Origin of the sequence: Nocardioides astragali (assembly GCF_024436375.1) — a bacterium.
Lineage (GTDB): Bacteria > Actinomycetota > Actinomycetes > Propionibacteriales > Nocardioidaceae > Nocardioides > Nocardioides astragali.
This window is the reverse complement of record NZ_JAFMZM010000004.1, coordinates 223,269-238,536: the sequence shown is the minus strand read 5'-3', so window position 1 is coordinate 238,536 and position 15,268 is coordinate 223,269. Positions and strand designations below refer to the sequence as shown.

The following is a 15,268-nucleotide window of genomic DNA, read 5'->3' as shown; positions in this document are numbered from 1 at the left end:
CCCTCGTTACGTCGCCGCGGTCAGCGACCGAGGACGTCGCGCAGGGCCGCGAGCACCAGCAGCACGGCGTCGGGGCGAGCGTTGCGACCCATGAGGCCGATGCGCCAGACGCTGGCGGCGTACGCCCCGGCGCCGGCGCCGATCTCGATGCCGTGCCGCTCGAGCAGCTCGCGGCGCACGGCGGCGGAGTCGACGCCGTCGGGCACCTTCACGGTGGTCAGCTCCGGGAGCCGGTGGCCCTGCGCGGCGAACAGCTCGAGCCCCATCTCCTCCAGGCCGGACTGGAGCGCGTCGCCTGCGGCCTGGTGCCGTGCCCACACGGCCTCGAGGCCCTCGTCGAGGATGCGGGTCAGGCCGGCGTGGAGGCTGGCGACCATCGCGGTCGGCGCGGTGTGGTGGTAGGTCCGCTGCCCCGCGCCGCCGTCCTTCACCCCGGCCTCGCCGGCGTAGCCACCGAGCATGCCGAGGTCGAGGTACCACGAGCGCGGCCTCTCCACCCGACGCGCGAACGCACGGTCGTTGATCGTGAACGGCGCCAGGCCGGGAGCGACGCCCAGGCACTTCTGGGTCCCGGCGTAGCCGATGTCGACGCCCCAGTCGTCGGCGCGCAGCTCGATGCCCGCGATCGACGTGACCGCGTCGACGAGCAGCAGCGCGTCAGCCCCCTGCGCACGGAGGCCAGCGCCGAGCGCGGCGATGTCGGAGCGCACGCCCGTCGAGGTCTCGGCGTGGACAGCGGCGACGATCGCCGGAGACGGGTGCGCGGCAAGGACGCGGTCGACGTCGACCGGCTGGCCCCACTCGTGGTCGACGGAGACCACCTCGGCACCGCAGCGGGCAGCCACGTCGGTCATCCGTTGGCCGAAGAGGCCGTTGACCGCGACCACGACGACGTCGCCGGGGTGGACGGTGTTGACGAAGGCCGCCTCCATGCCGGCCGAGCCGGTGGCGCTCAGCGGGAGGGTGCGGGCGTTGGACGTGCCCCAGGCCGTCCGCAGCATCTCGCACGTCTCGTCCATGATCCGCAGGAACTCCGGGTCGAGGTGGCCGAGCAGCGGCTCAGCCAGGGCCCGGGTGGCCTCGGGGTAGGGGTTCGACGGGCCGGGACCGAAGAGGTGGCGCTCGCGGATCATGGTGCCGACCGTAGACCCCGGACACGGCGCCCGGTCACAGGATCGCCCCCGGGTTGAGGATGCCCGCCGGGTCGAGCGCGTCCTTCACCCTCCGGGTCAACGCCATCACGTCGTCACCGAGCTGGTCGGGAAGTGCCGCCTTCTTGGTGCGGCCCACGCCGTGTTCTCCGGTGATCGTGCCGCCGAGGCGGATGGCGGCGCGCATGATGTCGTCGAAGGCCGCCCGGGCCCGACGCTCGGAGTCCGCGTCACCAGGGGTGTAGACGATGATCGGGTGGGTGTTGCCGTCGCCGGCGTGGGCGACGACCGGGATCTCCACGTCGTGCTCGGCCGCGATCGCCGCCACGGCTGCGAGCAGGTCGGGCAGGAGCGGAACGGGAGCCCCGACGTCCTCCAGCAGGAGGGCGCCCCTGGCCTCGACGGCCGGGAAGGCCGCCCGCCGCGCCGACACGAACATCTCCCCGTCCTCGGGGTCGTCGGTGACCACGACCTCGATCGCCCCGGCCGCCTCGCAGGCCGCCTCCACGGCGGCGATCTCCACCACGCGGGCGTCGCCCGGTGCGTCGGACTGCACCAGCAGCAGGGCGCCGGCCGACCGGTCCAGGCCGCGCGGGGAGAAGTCCTCGACCGCGTTGATCGAGGCCTGGTCCATCAGCTCCATCATCGAGGGACGCAGCGTGCGGCGTACGGCGACAACGGCAGTGGCCGCGTCGGCCACGGACGCGAACGACGCGACCAGCGTCGCCGGCGGGAGCGGCGGCGGGACCAGCCGCAGGATCGCCCGGGTCACGATCCCCAGCGTCCCCTCCGAGCCCACGAACAGCTTGACCAGCGAGAGCCCGGCGACGTCCTTGATCCGCTTGCCGCCGAGGGTGACGAGCGTGCCGTCGGCGAGCACCACGTCGAGGCCGAGCACGTAGTCGGTGGTCACGCCGTACTTCACGCAGCAGAGGCCGCCCGCGTTGGTGGCGACGTTGCCCCCGATGGAGCAGATCTCGTAGGACGACGGGTCCGGCGGATACCAGAGGCCGTGCTCGCGAGCAGCCGCCTTCACCTCGGCGTTGAAGGCGCCGGGCTCGACCACGGCGACCTGGCAGTCGCCGTCGATCTCGATCGCACGCATCCGCTCGAGGCTGAGCACGATGCCGCCGTCCACCGCGCTCGCTCCGCCCGAGAGGCCCGACCCGGCCCCGCGGGGAACGACCGGCACGCCGTGCCTGGCCGCCCAGCGCACCGCGATCTGCACCTGGCTCGCGTCCTCGGCCCGGACCACCGCGATCGGCGTGCCGGCGCCGGTGTCCCGGGACCAGTCGAACCGATAGCCCTCCGTCGTCGCTGGATCGGTCGCCACCACCCCGGCCGGAAGGGACTCGACGAGCTCAGCGAGTGCTTCCACCGGCTCATCGTGGCACGCCTGAGATGGGGCCACAGGGCGCCGGCCCGGAGGGGCGTCACGCCTGAGCGGCTGCGACCTCGTCGTTGTGGGCGATGTGCCCGAGCGAGCGCCACACCAGCGCCAGCGTCACGCCCGCCCCGACGAAGGCGAACCACCACGGCGCGGTGAGTCCTCCCAGGTCGGCGATCACGCCGCCCAGAGCCGAGCCGATGAGCATGCCGCCCATCACGCAGATCATGTAGACGGAGCCGACGCGTCCCTGCAGCTCGCTGGGGACCGCCCGCTGGCGGACGGCCTGCGAGAGGGTGCCCCAGACGAAGGCGTACGCACCGAAGAAGAACATCAGTGGGTACGCCGTCCACGGCGACGTCGTCAGTGCCATCGCCAGGTGGAACAGCACCTCGGCCAGCAGCACCATCCGCATCAGCGTCGCCAGCGGCACCATCTTCTCGAGCCGTCCGTAGGAGAACGTCCCCAACAGGCCCCCCAGCGCGGACGCCGTGATGAGCAGGCCGAAGCCGCCCTCGTCGATGCCGACGCGTTCGAGCGCCCACAGCACGAGGACCGACCACGGCGCCGCCCACGTGACGTTGAAGACCACGATGATGATCGCCAGGGTGCGGACGGGCGGGTTGCCCATCAGCCACCGCACCCCCTCGGCGATGTCCTGCCGGATGTGGGTGTCGACCGCCTGCCGGACGGCACCGGGCGGCGTACCGATCCGCGCCACGAGGACCACGCCCACAGCGATGCAGACGGCGGTCGCGAGGAACGGCCAGACCATCCCGACGGTGAAGAGCAGGGCTCCGACAGCGGGGCCGACCAGCTGGTTGCCGGTGATTATCCCGGCCATCAGGCGGGAGTTCGCGATGCCCAGGTCGCGCTTCTCGACGAGCATCGGCGTGAGCGTCCCCGCCGTGGCGTCGACGAAGGTCTCCGCCGTGCCCAGCGTCAGCATGGCGACGAGGACGAGGGCGATGTTGACGTGCCCGGTCGCGATCACGGCGCAGAGGCCCGCCAAGACCAACCCGCGCACGGCGTTGGCCGTCATGATCACCAGGCGCCGGTCGAGGCGGTCGGCCAGGGCGCCGGCGAACAGCCCCACGAGCAGCCACGGCGCCTGGAGGGCCACCATGGCCGCGGCGACGAGGATCGGGTTCCGGGTCTGCGACGCGACGAGCAGCGGGCCGGCTCCCATGAGCACCCCGTCACCGAGGTTGGTCACCCACGACGACCCGACCAGCCAGCGGAACCCGGTGCCGAGCCGCGCCGGGAAGACGGTCTCGACGATGCGGCTCCTCCTGAGGAGGTCGCTCTGCGACCGACTCGTTGGGCTCACAAGTCGGTGAGCCTACGTCGCTGCCGCCGGCGCGCGCACCGGGATATCAGGCGGCGATGTCAGGCAGGTTGCAGGTCCTCGGCGGGGCGTTCGTGACGCGCCGCCGCTGCGAGGCGGTCGTTCTCGGCCTGGAGGCGCAGGACCAGCGCCTCGAGGTCCTCGACCCGACGCCTCAGACGGCGGTTCTCCACGGTGAGCACCGTGGTGGTTCGTACGTCGCTGTTCACATGACCCATCAGCGCCTTGGCCATGGGGAGCCTTTCCAGACAAGGAAACGGGATGACCGCGAAACGGCCATCTCCAAGAGTCGCACCCCTCCGGGTCGGGGTCAATCCGTGGACGTGCCTCAGCGTGACCGGGGCGGTCGCTGGCAGCGCGGGCAGAAGTAGGACGACCGGTTCATGAACGCGACCCGTCGGATCGGCGTACCGCAGCGGCGGCACGGCTCGCCCTCCTGCCCGTAGGCGTCGAGCGAGCGGTCGAAGTAGCCGGACTCGCCGTTGACGTTGACGTAGAGCGCGTCGAAGGAGGTGCCGCCCTGCGCCAGCGCCTCGCCCATCACCGCGCGGACGTGGCCGAGCAGCTCGCGCAGGACCGGGCCGGTGAGGCGGTCCCCCGGGCGCTCGCCGTGGAGCCTGGCGCGCCAGAGCGCCTCGTCGGCATAGATGTTGCCGACCCCGGAGATCAGTCCCTGGTCGAGCAGGAGCCGCTTGATGCCGGACGTCCGCCGCCGTGCCCGCCGCACGAACTCGATGTCGTCGAACTCGGGGTCGATCGGGTCGCGGGCGATGTGCACGATCTCGGTCGGCAGCTCGGCCCCCCCGGCCGAGACGATCAGCCCGCCGAACATCCGCTGGTCGACGAAGCGCATCTCGAGGTGCCGTCCGGATGCGTCCACGAGGCCGAAGCGCACCCGCAGGTGTCGCTCGTCCGGGGCGCCGGGCTCGTCGAGCAGCATCTGCCCGCTCATCCCGAGATGACCCAGCAGGGCATCACCGCTCTGCTGTCCGGGAGTGGGAGCCAGCGCGAGCCAGAAGTACTTGCCGCGCCGGCGCACGGCGTCGATGCGCTGGCCGACGAGCGCGGCCACGAAGCCCGTCGAGCCGCGGTGGTCACGGCGGACCGGTCGCGGGTGCAGCACCTCGACGGCCTCGATGGTGCTGCCGAGGACGTGGCGCTCGAGGCCGGCCCGGACGACCTCGACCTCGGGGAGCTCGGGCACGGGTCAGGCGTCGGGGCTGCGGACGTCGGCCGGGTGGCCGTCGACACGCGAGCCGGCCACCGTGGGAACGTCGGCAGTGGCGACGTCGGCAGTGGCGACGTCGGCAGTGGCGACGTCGGTCGAGGCCGACGGGTGCGCGGCCCGGATCTCGCGGTAGGCCGTCTCCGCGGCGCCCTGCTCGGCTTCCTTCTTGGAACGGCCGTTGCCGTTGCCGAGGACCTGGTCCCCGACGCGCACGCGGGCGACGAAGGTCTTCATGTGGTCGGGGCCGTCGTCCTCGATGAGGTATTCGGGCACGCCGAGCCCGAGGTCGGCGGAGAGCTCCTGGAGGGAGGTCTTCCAGTCCAGGCCCGCGCCCATCGACGCCGCGGCCTCCATCACGGGGTCGAAGAGCCGGTGGATCACCTTGGCGGCCTCGCTCATCCCGCCGCTGAGGTGGATCGCGCCGATGACCGCCTCGACGGTGTCGGAGAGGATCGAGGCCTTGTCCCGGCCGCCGGTGGTCTCCTCGCCGCGCCCGAGCATGATGTGCCGGCCGAGGTCGATCTGACGGGCCACGTCGGCCAGGGCGCGCGCGTTGACCACCGCGGCGCGCAGCTTGGCCAGGCGCCCCTCGGAGAAGTCCGGGTGCTCGCGGTAGAGCGTCTCGGTCACCACGACCCCGAGCACCGAGTCACCGAGGAACTCCAGGCGCTCGTTGGTCGGGATCTGCCCGTTCTCGTAGGCGAACGAGCGGTGCGTCAGGGCGCGCTGCAGCAGCCCGGGATCCAGGACCGGATCACCGAGCGCTGTGCGGAGCTCGTCGGTGGTCAGAGGACCTGGCGACGGTCGGCCTTGGCGCCGTACTGGCCGCACTGGCCGCACGCACGGTGCGGGAGGTGCTTGGCACCGCAGGCGGGGTTGGCGCACGTCGCGAGGGCAGGCGCGACGGCCTTCCACTGCGAACGGCGGTGACGCGTGTTGCTGCGCGACATCTTCCGCTTCGGAACAGCCATGGTGGTCTCCTGTTGCTTGCTTCAGCCGGGGGATCCCGGCGAGGTGGTCGGTCAGTCCTGGTGGTCCTGGGCGTCCTGCTGGAGCTTCTCCAGCCCTGCCCACCGCGGGTCGATCGGTGCGTCGTGCGTGTGGTCCGGGTCGTCCGCGAGCCGCGCACCACACTCGGTGCACAACCCGGGGCAATCGTCGGTGCACAGCGGCTGGAACGGCAGTGCGAGCACCACCGCGTCCCGCAGCAGGGGCTCGAGGTCGAGCAGGTCGTCCTCGAGCAGGCTGGTCTCGTCGTCGAGGTCACGGTCGTCGTGCTCCGTGGCCTTGGCGTGCTGGTCGGGATAGACGTACAGCTCCTGCAACCGCGCGAGGATCTCGTCCTCGATCGGCTCCAGGCACCGCACGCACTCCCCCGCGAGCGTGGCCGTGGCCGTGCCCGTGAGCAACACACCCTCCATGACCGCCTCCAGCCGCAGGTCGAGCTCGACCGGCGATCCTTCGGGGACAGAGAGGACTTCGATGCCAAGTTGTGCCGGCGCCGGAACTGTGAGCTCGACTTCACGCTGGGACCCCGGGCGGCGGCCGAGCTCGCGAGTATCGAGCACGAGCGGCGCCCTCGGGTCCAGGCTGTTCACGTCGAACTCCCACATCTGGACACCAACACAACCTCCGAATCGTATCCGTCGCCCCCTCGACGGGGCAAAACGGGTGACCCGCGGGTCAGGTCCTGCGCTCGGCCAGGCGGCGTACGAGCTGCTCGTGGACCGCCTCCGGGACCAGTCCGCGGACGTCGCCGCCGAGCGCCGCGACCTCCTTGATCAGGCTGGAGGAGACGAACGCGTTGCCCACCGCACCGGGCAAAAAGACGGTCTCGACGTGGGTGAGGTGCGAGTTCATCTGGGCCATCGGGAGCTCGTACTCGTAGTCGCCCGCCCCACGCAGGCCCTTGACGATCGCGACCGCGTCGAGCTCGCGGCAGAACTCGACGATGAGGCCGTCGAACCCGGAGACCCGGACGTTGGGGATGCCGGCCGTCGCCTCGTCGAGCATCGCGATGCGCTCGTCGGGGGTGAAGAGGCGGTTCTTCGACATGTTGACACCGATGGCGACGACGACCTCGTCGAAGAGCCTGGCGGCGCGCTCGATGATGTCGAGGTGGCCGTTGGTCACCGGGTCGAAGGACCCGGGGCAGACAGCGCGACGCACGCGGGACTCCCTTCGAGCGGGGGGCTCCTGAGCGGGATCGATCAGGGTGCCGGGGTGGCGTGACCGTACCAAAGCGCGGTCTCGCCGTAGCGCTTCGTGCGTTCCTCGACGATGCCGTCGGGCCAGGCGACCTCGCTGCGCTTGGCGGCCCGCTCGACGATCACCAGGGCACCCGGCACCAGCCAGCCCTGGGAGACGAGCGCCGCCAGGTCGGCGGCGACGTCGGCGTCGGGCATCGGGTAGGGCGGGTCGAGGAAGACCAGGTCGTAGGGGGCGGTCGGCGGGGACTGGAGCACGGTGGCGACGCTCGCGGCGAGGACGCGGGCACGCGAGAAGCCCAAGCCGGCGGCGTTGCGGGTGATCAGCGCCGCCGTACGCCGGTCCTGCTCGACCATGGTCACCACACCGGCTCCCCGCGACCAGGCTTCGAGGCCGACCGCACCGGAGCCGGCGTAGAGGTCGAGGAAGCGCAGCCCGTCGAGGGATCCGGTGCGCGCCTCGATCGCGGAGAACAGTGCCTCGCGGACGCGGTCGCTCGTGGGCCGGGTCGTCTGGCCACGCGGTGTCTCCAGACGGCGGCCCCCCGCCGTTCCCCCGATGATCCGAGTCATGTCGTCGCGCTCAGCCCTTCTCCATTCAGCCCTTGTCCATGTAGGCCGACGCAGCGGAGCGCTCGACCTCGGCGACGGCAGTGGCCAGGTCAGGAGCCTGCGCGAGCGCGGGATCCTCGGAGAGTAGCGCCTCTGCGGCCTCGCGGGCACGCACGATCGTCTTCTCGTCGCGCAGCACGCGCAGCGAGACCAGCCCCGAGCGGAAACCGGACTGGCTGGCGCCGAGCACGTCACCCTCGCGCCGCTGCTCCAGGTCGACCCGGCTCAGCTCGAAGCCGTCCGTCGTGGAGGCGACCGCGTCGAGCCGGTCGCGGGCCGGCGACCCGACCTCGGCGTGGGAGACCAGGAGGCAGAGCCCCGGCAGGCCGCCTCGGCCGACGCGGCCGCGCAGCTGGTGGAGCTGGGACACGCCGAAGCGGTCGGCGTCGAGGAGCACCATCGCGGTCGCGTTGTGGACGTCGACCCCGACCTCGATCACGGTGGTGGAGACGAGCACGTCCACCTCGCCGGCGGCGAACGCCCGCATGGTGCGGTCCTTCTCGTCGGGGGCGAGGCGGCCGTGGAGGACGGCGGTCCGCAGTCCGGCCAGCGGCCCGGAGGTGAGCTCGGCGTGGACCTCCTCCACGGCGGCGAGCGCCCGCTTGGGCGGGATCTCGGCCCCCTCGTCGTCGACGTCGACCTGGTCGGTCTCGCCCTCCTCGCCGGAGTCACCGGAGATGCGGGGGCACACGACGTAGACCTGGTGCCCCTTCTCGACCTCCTCGCGGACCCGCTGCCACACGCGCTCGATCCAGCCCGGCTGGTCGGCCAGCGGCACCACGTTGGTCTGGATCGGGGCGCGGCCCGCGGGGAGCTCCGCGAGCACGGAGGTCTCGAGGTCGCCGAACACCGTCATCGCGACCGTGCGCGGGATCGGGGTCGCGGTCATGACCAGGACGTGCGGCGGGGTGCCGGCCTTGTCGGTGAGCGCGGCGCGCTGCTCGACGCCGAAGCGGTGCTGCTCGTCGACGACCACGAGGCCGAGGTCGGCGAACTCGACCCGGTCCTCGAGCAACGCGTGGGTGCCGATGACGATCCCTGCCTCGCCGGTGACGATCCTGAGCATCGCCTCCTGGCGGGCTGCCTTGCCCATCGACCCGGTGAGCAGCACGACACTGGTCGCGTCGGCGGCGCCGCCGAGCATCCCGCCCTGCGCGAGGTCTCCCAGCAGGCCCGAGATCGAGCGGTGGTGCTGCTGGGCGAGGACCTCGGTCGGGGCGAGGAGGGCGGCCTGGGCGCCGGAGTCGACGACCTGCAGCATCGCGCGCAGCGCGACCAGCGTCTTGCCGGAGCCCACCTCGCCCTGGAGGAGACGGTTCATCGGGTGGTCTCGCCCGAGCTCGGCGGCGACGAGGTCACCGATCTCGCGCTGCCCGCCGGTGAGCTCGAAGGGCAGCCGGTCGTCGAAGGAGGCGAGCAGCCCGTCGGGACGACCCGGCCGCGCCCGGGCCCCCTGCTCGCGGTGGGCTGCCCGGCGGCGGGCCAGCACCAGCTGGAGCACCAGCGCCTCCTCGAACCGGAAGCGCTTCTGGGCCGCACCGAGCTGGCTCCAGTCGTCGGGTCCGTGGATCCAGCGCAGCGCCTGCATGACCGTGAGCAGCTCGAACCGCTCGCGCAGCTCGGGGGTGAAGACGTCGGGCACCCCGGTGACCAGGTCGAGGGCGGCGCTGATGACCTTGTGGAGGTCCCAGGTGTAGAGCTTGGCGGTCAGCGGGTAGACCGGGATCAGCTTGCTCAGCATCGCGCCCTCCTCGCCGTCGAGGGCGAAGCCATGGGCCTGCTCGAGCTGCCAGCTGCCGCGGAACTGCTTGGCCTTGCCGGTGAAGAGGGCCCTGCTCCCCACCCCGAACTCGGACTCGTGCCGGTCGGCAAGGTTCTTGTAGGGGCTGAACAGCGTCACGGAGAAGTCGGGGCCGTCGGTGCGCAACCGGATCGTCGTACGCCACTGGCGGCGGTTGCCGGCCGTGAACGGGGCGCTCACGCACGAGCGCACCTCGCCGACGATGGTCAGCTGCTCGCCGACCACGGGCGTGGTGACCTCGGACAGCTCCGCGGCGGCGACGTAGCGGCGCGGGAAGTGCCGGAGCAGGTCGCCGACGGTGCGGAGGCCGAGGCCCTCCTCGGCCAGCTTGCGCTTCTTGTGGTGGTTGCCGAAGACCGCTCCGACCGGGCTGTCCGGCGTGATCGAGACCATCGTGCTAGCGGCCGCTCACTCGACGCTGACGAGGAGGGGGTAGCGGGGCTGGCCGCCGTCGTGGACGGCGACGTCGACGTGCGGGTGGCGCTCCTCGACGCGTGCGGCGACCCGGTCGGCGAGCTCGACACCGCCCTCGCCCGAGACGATGGTGACCAGCTCGCCACCCCCGGCCAGGAGGCGTTCGAGCACGTCATTGGCAACCGTCTCCAGGTCGGAGCCGACCACGGCGAAGTCGCCGGCGATGACGCCGAGGGCGTCGCCAGGCTCGCAGGGGCCGGCCATCGTGATCGCCTGGCGGGACGCGACCGTGACCGCTCCGTGGCGGGCGTGACGGGCGGTTGCGGTCATCTCGCGGACGTCGGCGTCGAAGGCGCGTCCCGGCTCGTGGACCGAGATCGCGGCGAGTCCCTGCACCTGGGCATGGGTCGGGATGACCTCGACGGCGACGTCGTGCTCGGCCTCGGCGGTGCGGGCGGCGATCTCGGCGGCACGCACCGTGTCGCCGTCGTTGGGGAGCACGACCACCTCGGCCGCCCCGCAGGTGGTGATCGCCTCCAGCAGCTGACCCGTGGAGGGGCGCTGGCCGGGTCCGCCCAGGACGACGACGGCGCCCGCGGACTCGAAGAGCGCGGACAGCCCCGGGCCCGCGGCCACCGCCACGACCCTGCGCCCGGTGCGCGTCGAGGCCTTCTGGCGGTGATCGGCGATCTGTTCCGCGAAGTGCGTGACCCGGACCCGGTGGGGACGACCCGCCGTGATGCCGGCCTCGATCGCGGCGCCCACGTCGTCGACGTGCACGTGGACGTTCCACAGCCCGCCACCGCCGACGACGACCAGACTGTCCCCCAGCCCGGCCAGCGTCTTGCGGAGCGCGAGGATCGCGTCGTCCTCCTCGTCCGGACTGGTCTCGAGGAGGTACATCACCTCGTAGGCCGGTCCGTCCTCGGTGAGGTCGTCGCTCGGGACGGCCGTGGCGACGGGGATGTGGTGCGTGCCGATCGGAGCGGCGTACGGCATCGGGCGCCGGCCGGTGGCGGTCGTCTCGACGGCGTCGAGCACGACGGTGAGGCCGCGTCCGCCGGCGTCGACGACGCCCGCCTGGGCGAGCACGGCGAGCTGCTCGGGTGTGCGGGCCAGAGCGACGCGGGCGGCAGCCGCCGCTGCGGTGAAGACGTCACGGGCGCGGGCATCCGGGCTCTCGGCCGCCGCGAGCGCAGCGTCGGACGCGGCGCGGGCCACGGTGAGGATGGTGCCCTCGACCGGCGTGCCGACCGCGGCGTAGCTGGCGTCGGTGGCCGACGACATGGCGGCGGCGATGGTCTGGGCGCGGCGGTCGTCGGTGCCGGCGCCAGCGAGGTGGGTGACGTAGGCCCGGAGCATCTGGCTGAGGATCACACCGGAGTTGCCGCGCGCGCCCATGAGGGCGGCCCGTGCGAGGAGCGCCATGCCCTCCTCGAGGCCGAGGTCGGGGTCGGCCGCGCGGGCGGCGCGCAGCTCGTCGCGGGCGGCCGAGACGGTGAGGAACATGTTGGTGCCGGTGTCGCCGTCGGGGACCGGATAGACGTTGAGGGCGTCGATCTCCTCACGCGCCGAGGACAGAGCGTCGGTCGCGATGTCCACGAACCGCGCGATCCCGTCCAGGGTGATGCCGTGGGTGACTGGCTCCATCGAGTCGCTGTGCTCCCGGGTCTGTGCTCTGGCCGCCTGACTGGGCGTGTCGTGTGGGCTGGTGTGTGGACGGATCTGCTGTGCAGATGCTGCACTGTGTCGCGCGCCACAGGGTAGTGCCCCGCTCCGACCGTGCTGCGATTTCATCTCGCCGCAGATCCTCGGCTACTCTTGCGCGGTTGCCTGTTTCCGCCTTCGTGCGGTGCGGGCCTCCATGACATCAACCTCGAACGGATCGGAGTGCACGGTGGCTGCCGTCTGCGACATCTGCGCCAAGAAGCCGGGCTTCGGAAACAACCGTCCCTGGTCGCGCAAGATCACGAAGCGTCGCTTCAACCCCAACATCCAGCGGGTCCGGGCAACCGTCAACGGTACGCCCAAGCGCCTCAACGTCTGCACCGGCTGCCTCAAGGCCGGCAAGGTCGCCCGCTGACCTGACGTCCGCACGTTGCCCCCGTCGCTCTGCGGCGGGGGTTTCGTCGTCCTGGGGGACGCGCGGGCTAGAAATGGGTCCAGCCGGTCGGGCCGTCGTGCTCGCCGCCGTCGACCGTGACGCCCTGGCCCTCCCGCACCTCGCCGACCACCTGCCACCCCGCCGGCACCGACGCGACGTCGGGGAAGGTCGCGAGCAGGGCGTGGTCGTCGCCCCCGGCGAGGATGAACTGCAGCGGGTCGGCGCCCAGCGCCGCACCCACGGCCTGGAGGGGCTCGGGGATCTCGAAGGCGTCACGACGTACGTCGATGGCGACGCCGCTGGCCTCCGCGAGGTGGCCGGCCTCGGCGAGCAGTCCGTCGGAGATGTCGATCAGGGCGGTCGCACCGGCCTCGGCAGCCTCCCTGCCCGCGGCGTACGGCGGTTCGGGGCGACGGTAGGCCTCCACCAGCACGCGCGGCGAGCGGAATCCTCGGCCCAGGACGGCCAGCCCGCCGGCCGCCCAGCCCTGGCGACCGACCAGCGCGAGCACGTCGCCGGGCTGTGCGCCCGAGCGAAGCACGGGCGCCTGGGTGCACTGGCCGAGCACTGTCACCGCGATGACGACCTCGTCGGCACGCGTGAGGTCGCCGCCCACGACGGTGGCTCCGACGCTCGCACACTCCTCGGCGAAGCCCCGGGCGAAGTCGAGCGCCCACGCGACCGGGAGGTCGGCGGGGGCGGCCAACCCGATCGTCAGGTGCCGCGCGGTGCCGCCCATCGCGTTGATGTCGGAGAGGTTCTGCGCGGCGGCCCGGTGGCCCACGTCGGAGGCGCTGGCCCAGTCGCGGCGGAAGTGCCGGCCCTCGACCATGAGGTCGGTGGAGACCACCACGTGGCCGTGCTTGATCCGCAGCACCGCCGCGTCGTCACCGGGCCCGACCAGCACGTGCTCGTCGCCCTCGAAGATCTTCACCAGCTCCGAGATCAGGGCGAACTCGCCCAGCTCGCCGAGCGTTGCATCCGCTGTCTGGGCCATGGCTCCATCCCACCAGACCGCGCCAGTGATCACAGTCACCCGTCCCCTGTCGGGCCGCCCGCGTCGCGCGGTAGGTTGGCCCGGTCACACCCGCTGAAGAGACCGAGGAGTCCACGATGGTCGTCCAGGCCTACATCCTGATCCAGACCGACGTCGGCAAGGCCGCAGAGGTGGCCAAGGCCATCGCTCAGGTCAGCGGCGTCACGCTTGCTGAGGACGTCACCGGTCCCTACGACGTGATCGTCCGCGCCGAGGCCAAGAACGTCGACGAGCTGGGCAAGCTCGTGGTGTCGAAGGTGCAGAACCTCGACGGCATCACCCGCACCCTGACCTGCCCGGTCGTGCACATCTGACGACACACGTGCGCCTGCGACGACGCCTCGGCCCTCCGTTGGGCCGGGGCGTCGTCGCGTCCGCGGTCCTGTGCCTGCTGGCTGCCTGCAGCAGCGACACGGTGTCGATCGACGAGCACGAGCTCTCCGAGGCCGACCGCGCTGCCTGCCGCGCGCTCGTCGACGACCTTCCCGACACGTTGGCCGGGGAGCGCCGTCAGGCAGTCGAGCCGGACGACGCACTGGGCGCGGCCTGGGGCGATCCGGCGTACGTCCTCACGTGCGGCGTCCCGGAGCCGACCGACTACGAGCCGGCCGCCGCGTGCAGCGTGATCAAGGGCGTCGGCTGGTACGTCACCGACGACCAGCTCTCCGACCTGGACGAGGACGCGACGCCGATCGCCCTCACCCTGGCGCCGTACGTCGAGGTGCGGGTGCCGGCGCGGCATCGCACCGAGGGCGTCGACCGCGCCCTGGCCGAGCTCGCGCGGGCGCTGAAGGAGCACCTGTCCGAGGGACTCCCCTGCCTGTAGGCCCTGCAGACGGTCAGCGCAGGCCGGTGTCGCGCTTCAGCGCCAGCTGGACGAGCCGGTCGACGAGCTCGGGATAGGTCATCCCGGTGGCCGCCCAGAGCTGGGGATACATCGAGGTGGGCGTGAAGCCCGGCATCGTGTTGAGCTCGTTGATCACGAGCGACCCGTCGGGCATCACGAAGAAGTCGACCCGGGCCAGGCCCTCGCAGGACAGCGCCTCGAAGGCACGGACCGCCATCACGCGGAGCTCCTGCTCGGTCTCGGCGGGGAGGTCGGCGGGGATGTCGATCTCGGTGTGCTGGTCGGCGAGGTACTTGGCCTCGAAGTCGTAGAACTCGTGGTCGCCGCCGGTGCGGACCTCGCCGGGTCGGGAGGTCTCGGGCGGTCCCTCGAGAGTGCCGAGGACGCCGCACTCCACCTCGCGGGCGCCCTCCATCGACTGCTCGACCAGCACCTTGGGGTCGTGGCGGAACGCCTCCTCCAGCGCGTCATCGATCTCCGAGGAGTCGTGGACCTTGCTGATGCCCATGCTCGACCCGGCCCGCGCCGGCTTGGCGAAGGACGGGAACCCGAGCTCCTCCACGCGCGTGCGGCAGCCGATCGGGTCCTGCTGCCACTCCGTGAGGGTGACGACGATGCCGGGTGTGACCGGCAGACCGGCCGACTGCAGCACGATCTTCATGAAGGACTTGTCCATGCCGACGGCGGAGGCCAGCACGCCGGACCCGACGTAGCGCACCCCGGCCATCTCGAGCAGGCCCTGCAGCGTGCCGTCCTCGCCCCACGGCCCGTGCAGCAGTGGGAAGACGACGTCGACCTCCCCGATCACCGAGGGGACGCTGGCCGGCTCCGCGACCACCAGGTCGGTGCCCGTGCGCGCCCCCATCAGGGCGACCGGCGACCGGTCGGCGTCGACCTCGGGCAGGTCCTTGCCGTGGATCGCGAGCCGCGCGGGCTCGTCGGCCTCCAGCACCCACCGCCCGTCGGTGGCGATGCCGACCGGCACCACGTCGTACGCCTCGCGGTCGATCGCGGCCAGCACGCTCCCCGCGGTCACGCAGGAGATGCCGTGCTCGGAGGAGCGGCCGCCGAAGACGACGGCGACGCGGGGCTTGCGCGGGGTGCTGCCTGGGGAGGTGTCGTTCATCGCCACG

Annotated in this window: 17 protein-coding genes; 3 read left to right on the top strand and 14 right to left on the bottom strand. The window is 72.2% G+C overall.

Going from position 1 to position 15,268, the window contains the following annotated elements:
* Positions 1-20: 20 nt before the first annotated feature.
* The 12 genes from J3P44_RS14390 to J3P44_RS14335 form a co-directional block, all read right to left on the bottom strand.
* On the bottom strand, positions 21-1,133 hold the full coding sequence (locus tag J3P44_RS14390; RefSeq protein WP_255891126.1) for a pyridoxal-phosphate-dependent aminotransferase family protein: 1,113 nt from the start codon (positions 1,131-1,133) through the stop codon (positions 21-23).
* Positions 1,134-1,167: 34 nt separating this feature from the next.
* On the bottom strand, positions 1,168-2,529 hold the full coding sequence (locus J3P44_RS25555; RefSeq protein ID WP_255891125.1) for an FAD-binding oxidoreductase: 1,362 nt from the start codon (positions 2,527-2,529) through the stop codon (positions 1,168-1,170).
* A gap of 55 nt (positions 2,530-2,584) precedes the next feature.
* Positions 2,585-3,868 (bottom strand): MFS transporter, encoded by a 1,284-nt coding sequence (locus J3P44_RS14380; protein ID WP_255891124.1) that lies wholly within the window; start codon positions 3,866-3,868, stop codon positions 2,585-2,587.
* Between the two features lie 59 nt (positions 3,869-3,927).
* Complete coding sequence (locus J3P44_RS14375) at positions 3,928-4,119, bottom strand: hypothetical protein (RefSeq protein WP_255891123.1); 192 nt, start codon at positions 4,117-4,119, stop codon at positions 3,928-3,930.
* Between the two features lie 95 nt (positions 4,120-4,214).
* On the bottom strand, positions 4,215-5,090 hold the full coding sequence (gene mutM, locus J3P44_RS14370; protein ID WP_255891122.1) for a bifunctional DNA-formamidopyrimidine glycosylase/DNA-(apurinic or apyrimidinic site) lyase: 876 nt from the start codon (positions 5,088-5,090) through the stop codon (positions 4,215-4,217).
* Between the two features lie 3 nt (positions 5,091-5,093).
* Complete coding sequence (gene rnc / locus J3P44_RS14365) at positions 5,094-5,945, bottom strand: ribonuclease III (protein WP_372496579.1); 852 nt, start codon at positions 5,943-5,945, stop codon at positions 5,094-5,096.
* Complete coding sequence (gene rpmF, locus J3P44_RS14360) at positions 5,900-6,085, bottom strand: 50S ribosomal protein L32 (RefSeq protein WP_207082025.1); 186 nt, start codon at positions 6,083-6,085, stop codon at positions 5,900-5,902. Before rpmF ends, rnc begins: the two co-directional genes overlap by 46 nt.
* Before the next feature lie 51 nt (positions 6,086-6,136).
* Positions 6,137-6,712 carry a YceD family protein gene (locus J3P44_RS14355; RefSeq protein ID WP_255891121.1) on the bottom strand — a complete coding sequence of 192 codons (576 nt, stop codon included), beginning with the start codon at positions 6,710-6,712 and terminating at the stop codon, positions 6,137-6,139.
* An 85-nt stretch (positions 6,713-6,797) separates the two neighbouring features.
* A complete protein-coding gene (gene coaD / locus J3P44_RS14350) occupies positions 6,798-7,283 on the bottom strand; it encodes a pantetheine-phosphate adenylyltransferase (RefSeq protein WP_255891120.1) in 486 nt (161 codons plus the stop codon).
* Between the two features lie 41 nt (positions 7,284-7,324).
* Positions 7,325-7,894, bottom strand: a complete 570-nt coding sequence (rsmD, locus tag J3P44_RS14345; protein ID WP_255891119.1) for a 16S rRNA (guanine(966)-N(2))-methyltransferase RsmD — start codon at positions 7,892-7,894, stop codon at positions 7,325-7,327.
* A gap of 25 nt (positions 7,895-7,919) precedes the next feature.
* Positions 7,920-10,127 carry an ATP-dependent DNA helicase RecG gene (locus J3P44_RS14340; protein ID WP_255891118.1) on the bottom strand — a complete coding sequence of 736 codons (2,208 nt, stop codon included), beginning with the start codon at positions 10,125-10,127 and terminating at the stop codon, positions 7,920-7,922.
* A gap of 15 nt (positions 10,128-10,142) precedes the next feature.
* Positions 10,143-11,798 (bottom strand): DAK2 domain-containing protein, encoded by a 1,656-nt coding sequence (locus tag J3P44_RS14335; RefSeq protein ID WP_255891117.1) that lies wholly within the window; start codon positions 11,796-11,798, stop codon positions 10,143-10,145.
* A gap of 247 nt (positions 11,799-12,045) precedes the next feature.
* On the opposite strand from J3P44_RS14335, the gene rpmB reads away from it, so the two are divergent.
* Positions 12,046-12,231 carry a 50S ribosomal protein L28 gene (gene rpmB / locus J3P44_RS14330; RefSeq protein ID WP_191279348.1) on the top strand — a complete coding sequence of 62 codons (186 nt, stop codon included), beginning with the start codon at positions 12,046-12,048 and terminating at the stop codon, positions 12,229-12,231.
* 67 nt (positions 12,232-12,298) lie between these two features.
* On the opposite strand, the gene J3P44_RS14325 is transcribed toward rpmB, so the two are convergent.
* Entirely contained in the window at positions 12,299-13,249 is a 951-nt protein-coding gene (locus J3P44_RS14325; RefSeq protein ID WP_255891115.1) for a thiamine-phosphate kinase, read from the bottom strand.
* Between the two features lie 116 nt (positions 13,250-13,365).
* On the opposite strand from J3P44_RS14325, the gene J3P44_RS14320 reads away from it, so the two are divergent.
* Positions 13,366-13,602 carry an Lrp/AsnC family transcriptional regulator gene (locus tag J3P44_RS14320; RefSeq protein WP_091196254.1) on the top strand — a complete coding sequence of 79 codons (237 nt, stop codon included), beginning with the start codon at positions 13,366-13,368 and terminating at the stop codon, positions 13,600-13,602.
* A gap of 8 nt (positions 13,603-13,610) precedes the next feature.
* Positions 13,611-14,114 carry a DUF3515 domain-containing protein gene (locus J3P44_RS14315; RefSeq protein WP_255891113.1) on the top strand — a complete coding sequence of 168 codons (504 nt, stop codon included), beginning with the start codon at positions 13,611-13,613 and terminating at the stop codon, positions 14,112-14,114.
* Between the two features lie 13 nt (positions 14,115-14,127).
* On the opposite strand, the gene J3P44_RS14310 is transcribed toward J3P44_RS14315, so the two are convergent.
* Positions 14,128-15,261: a D-alanine--D-alanine ligase family protein gene (locus tag J3P44_RS14310; protein WP_255891112.1), complete on the bottom strand. Its 1,134-nt coding sequence runs from the start codon at positions 15,259-15,261 to the stop codon at positions 14,128-14,130.
* Positions 15,262-15,268: the final 7 nt, after the last annotated feature.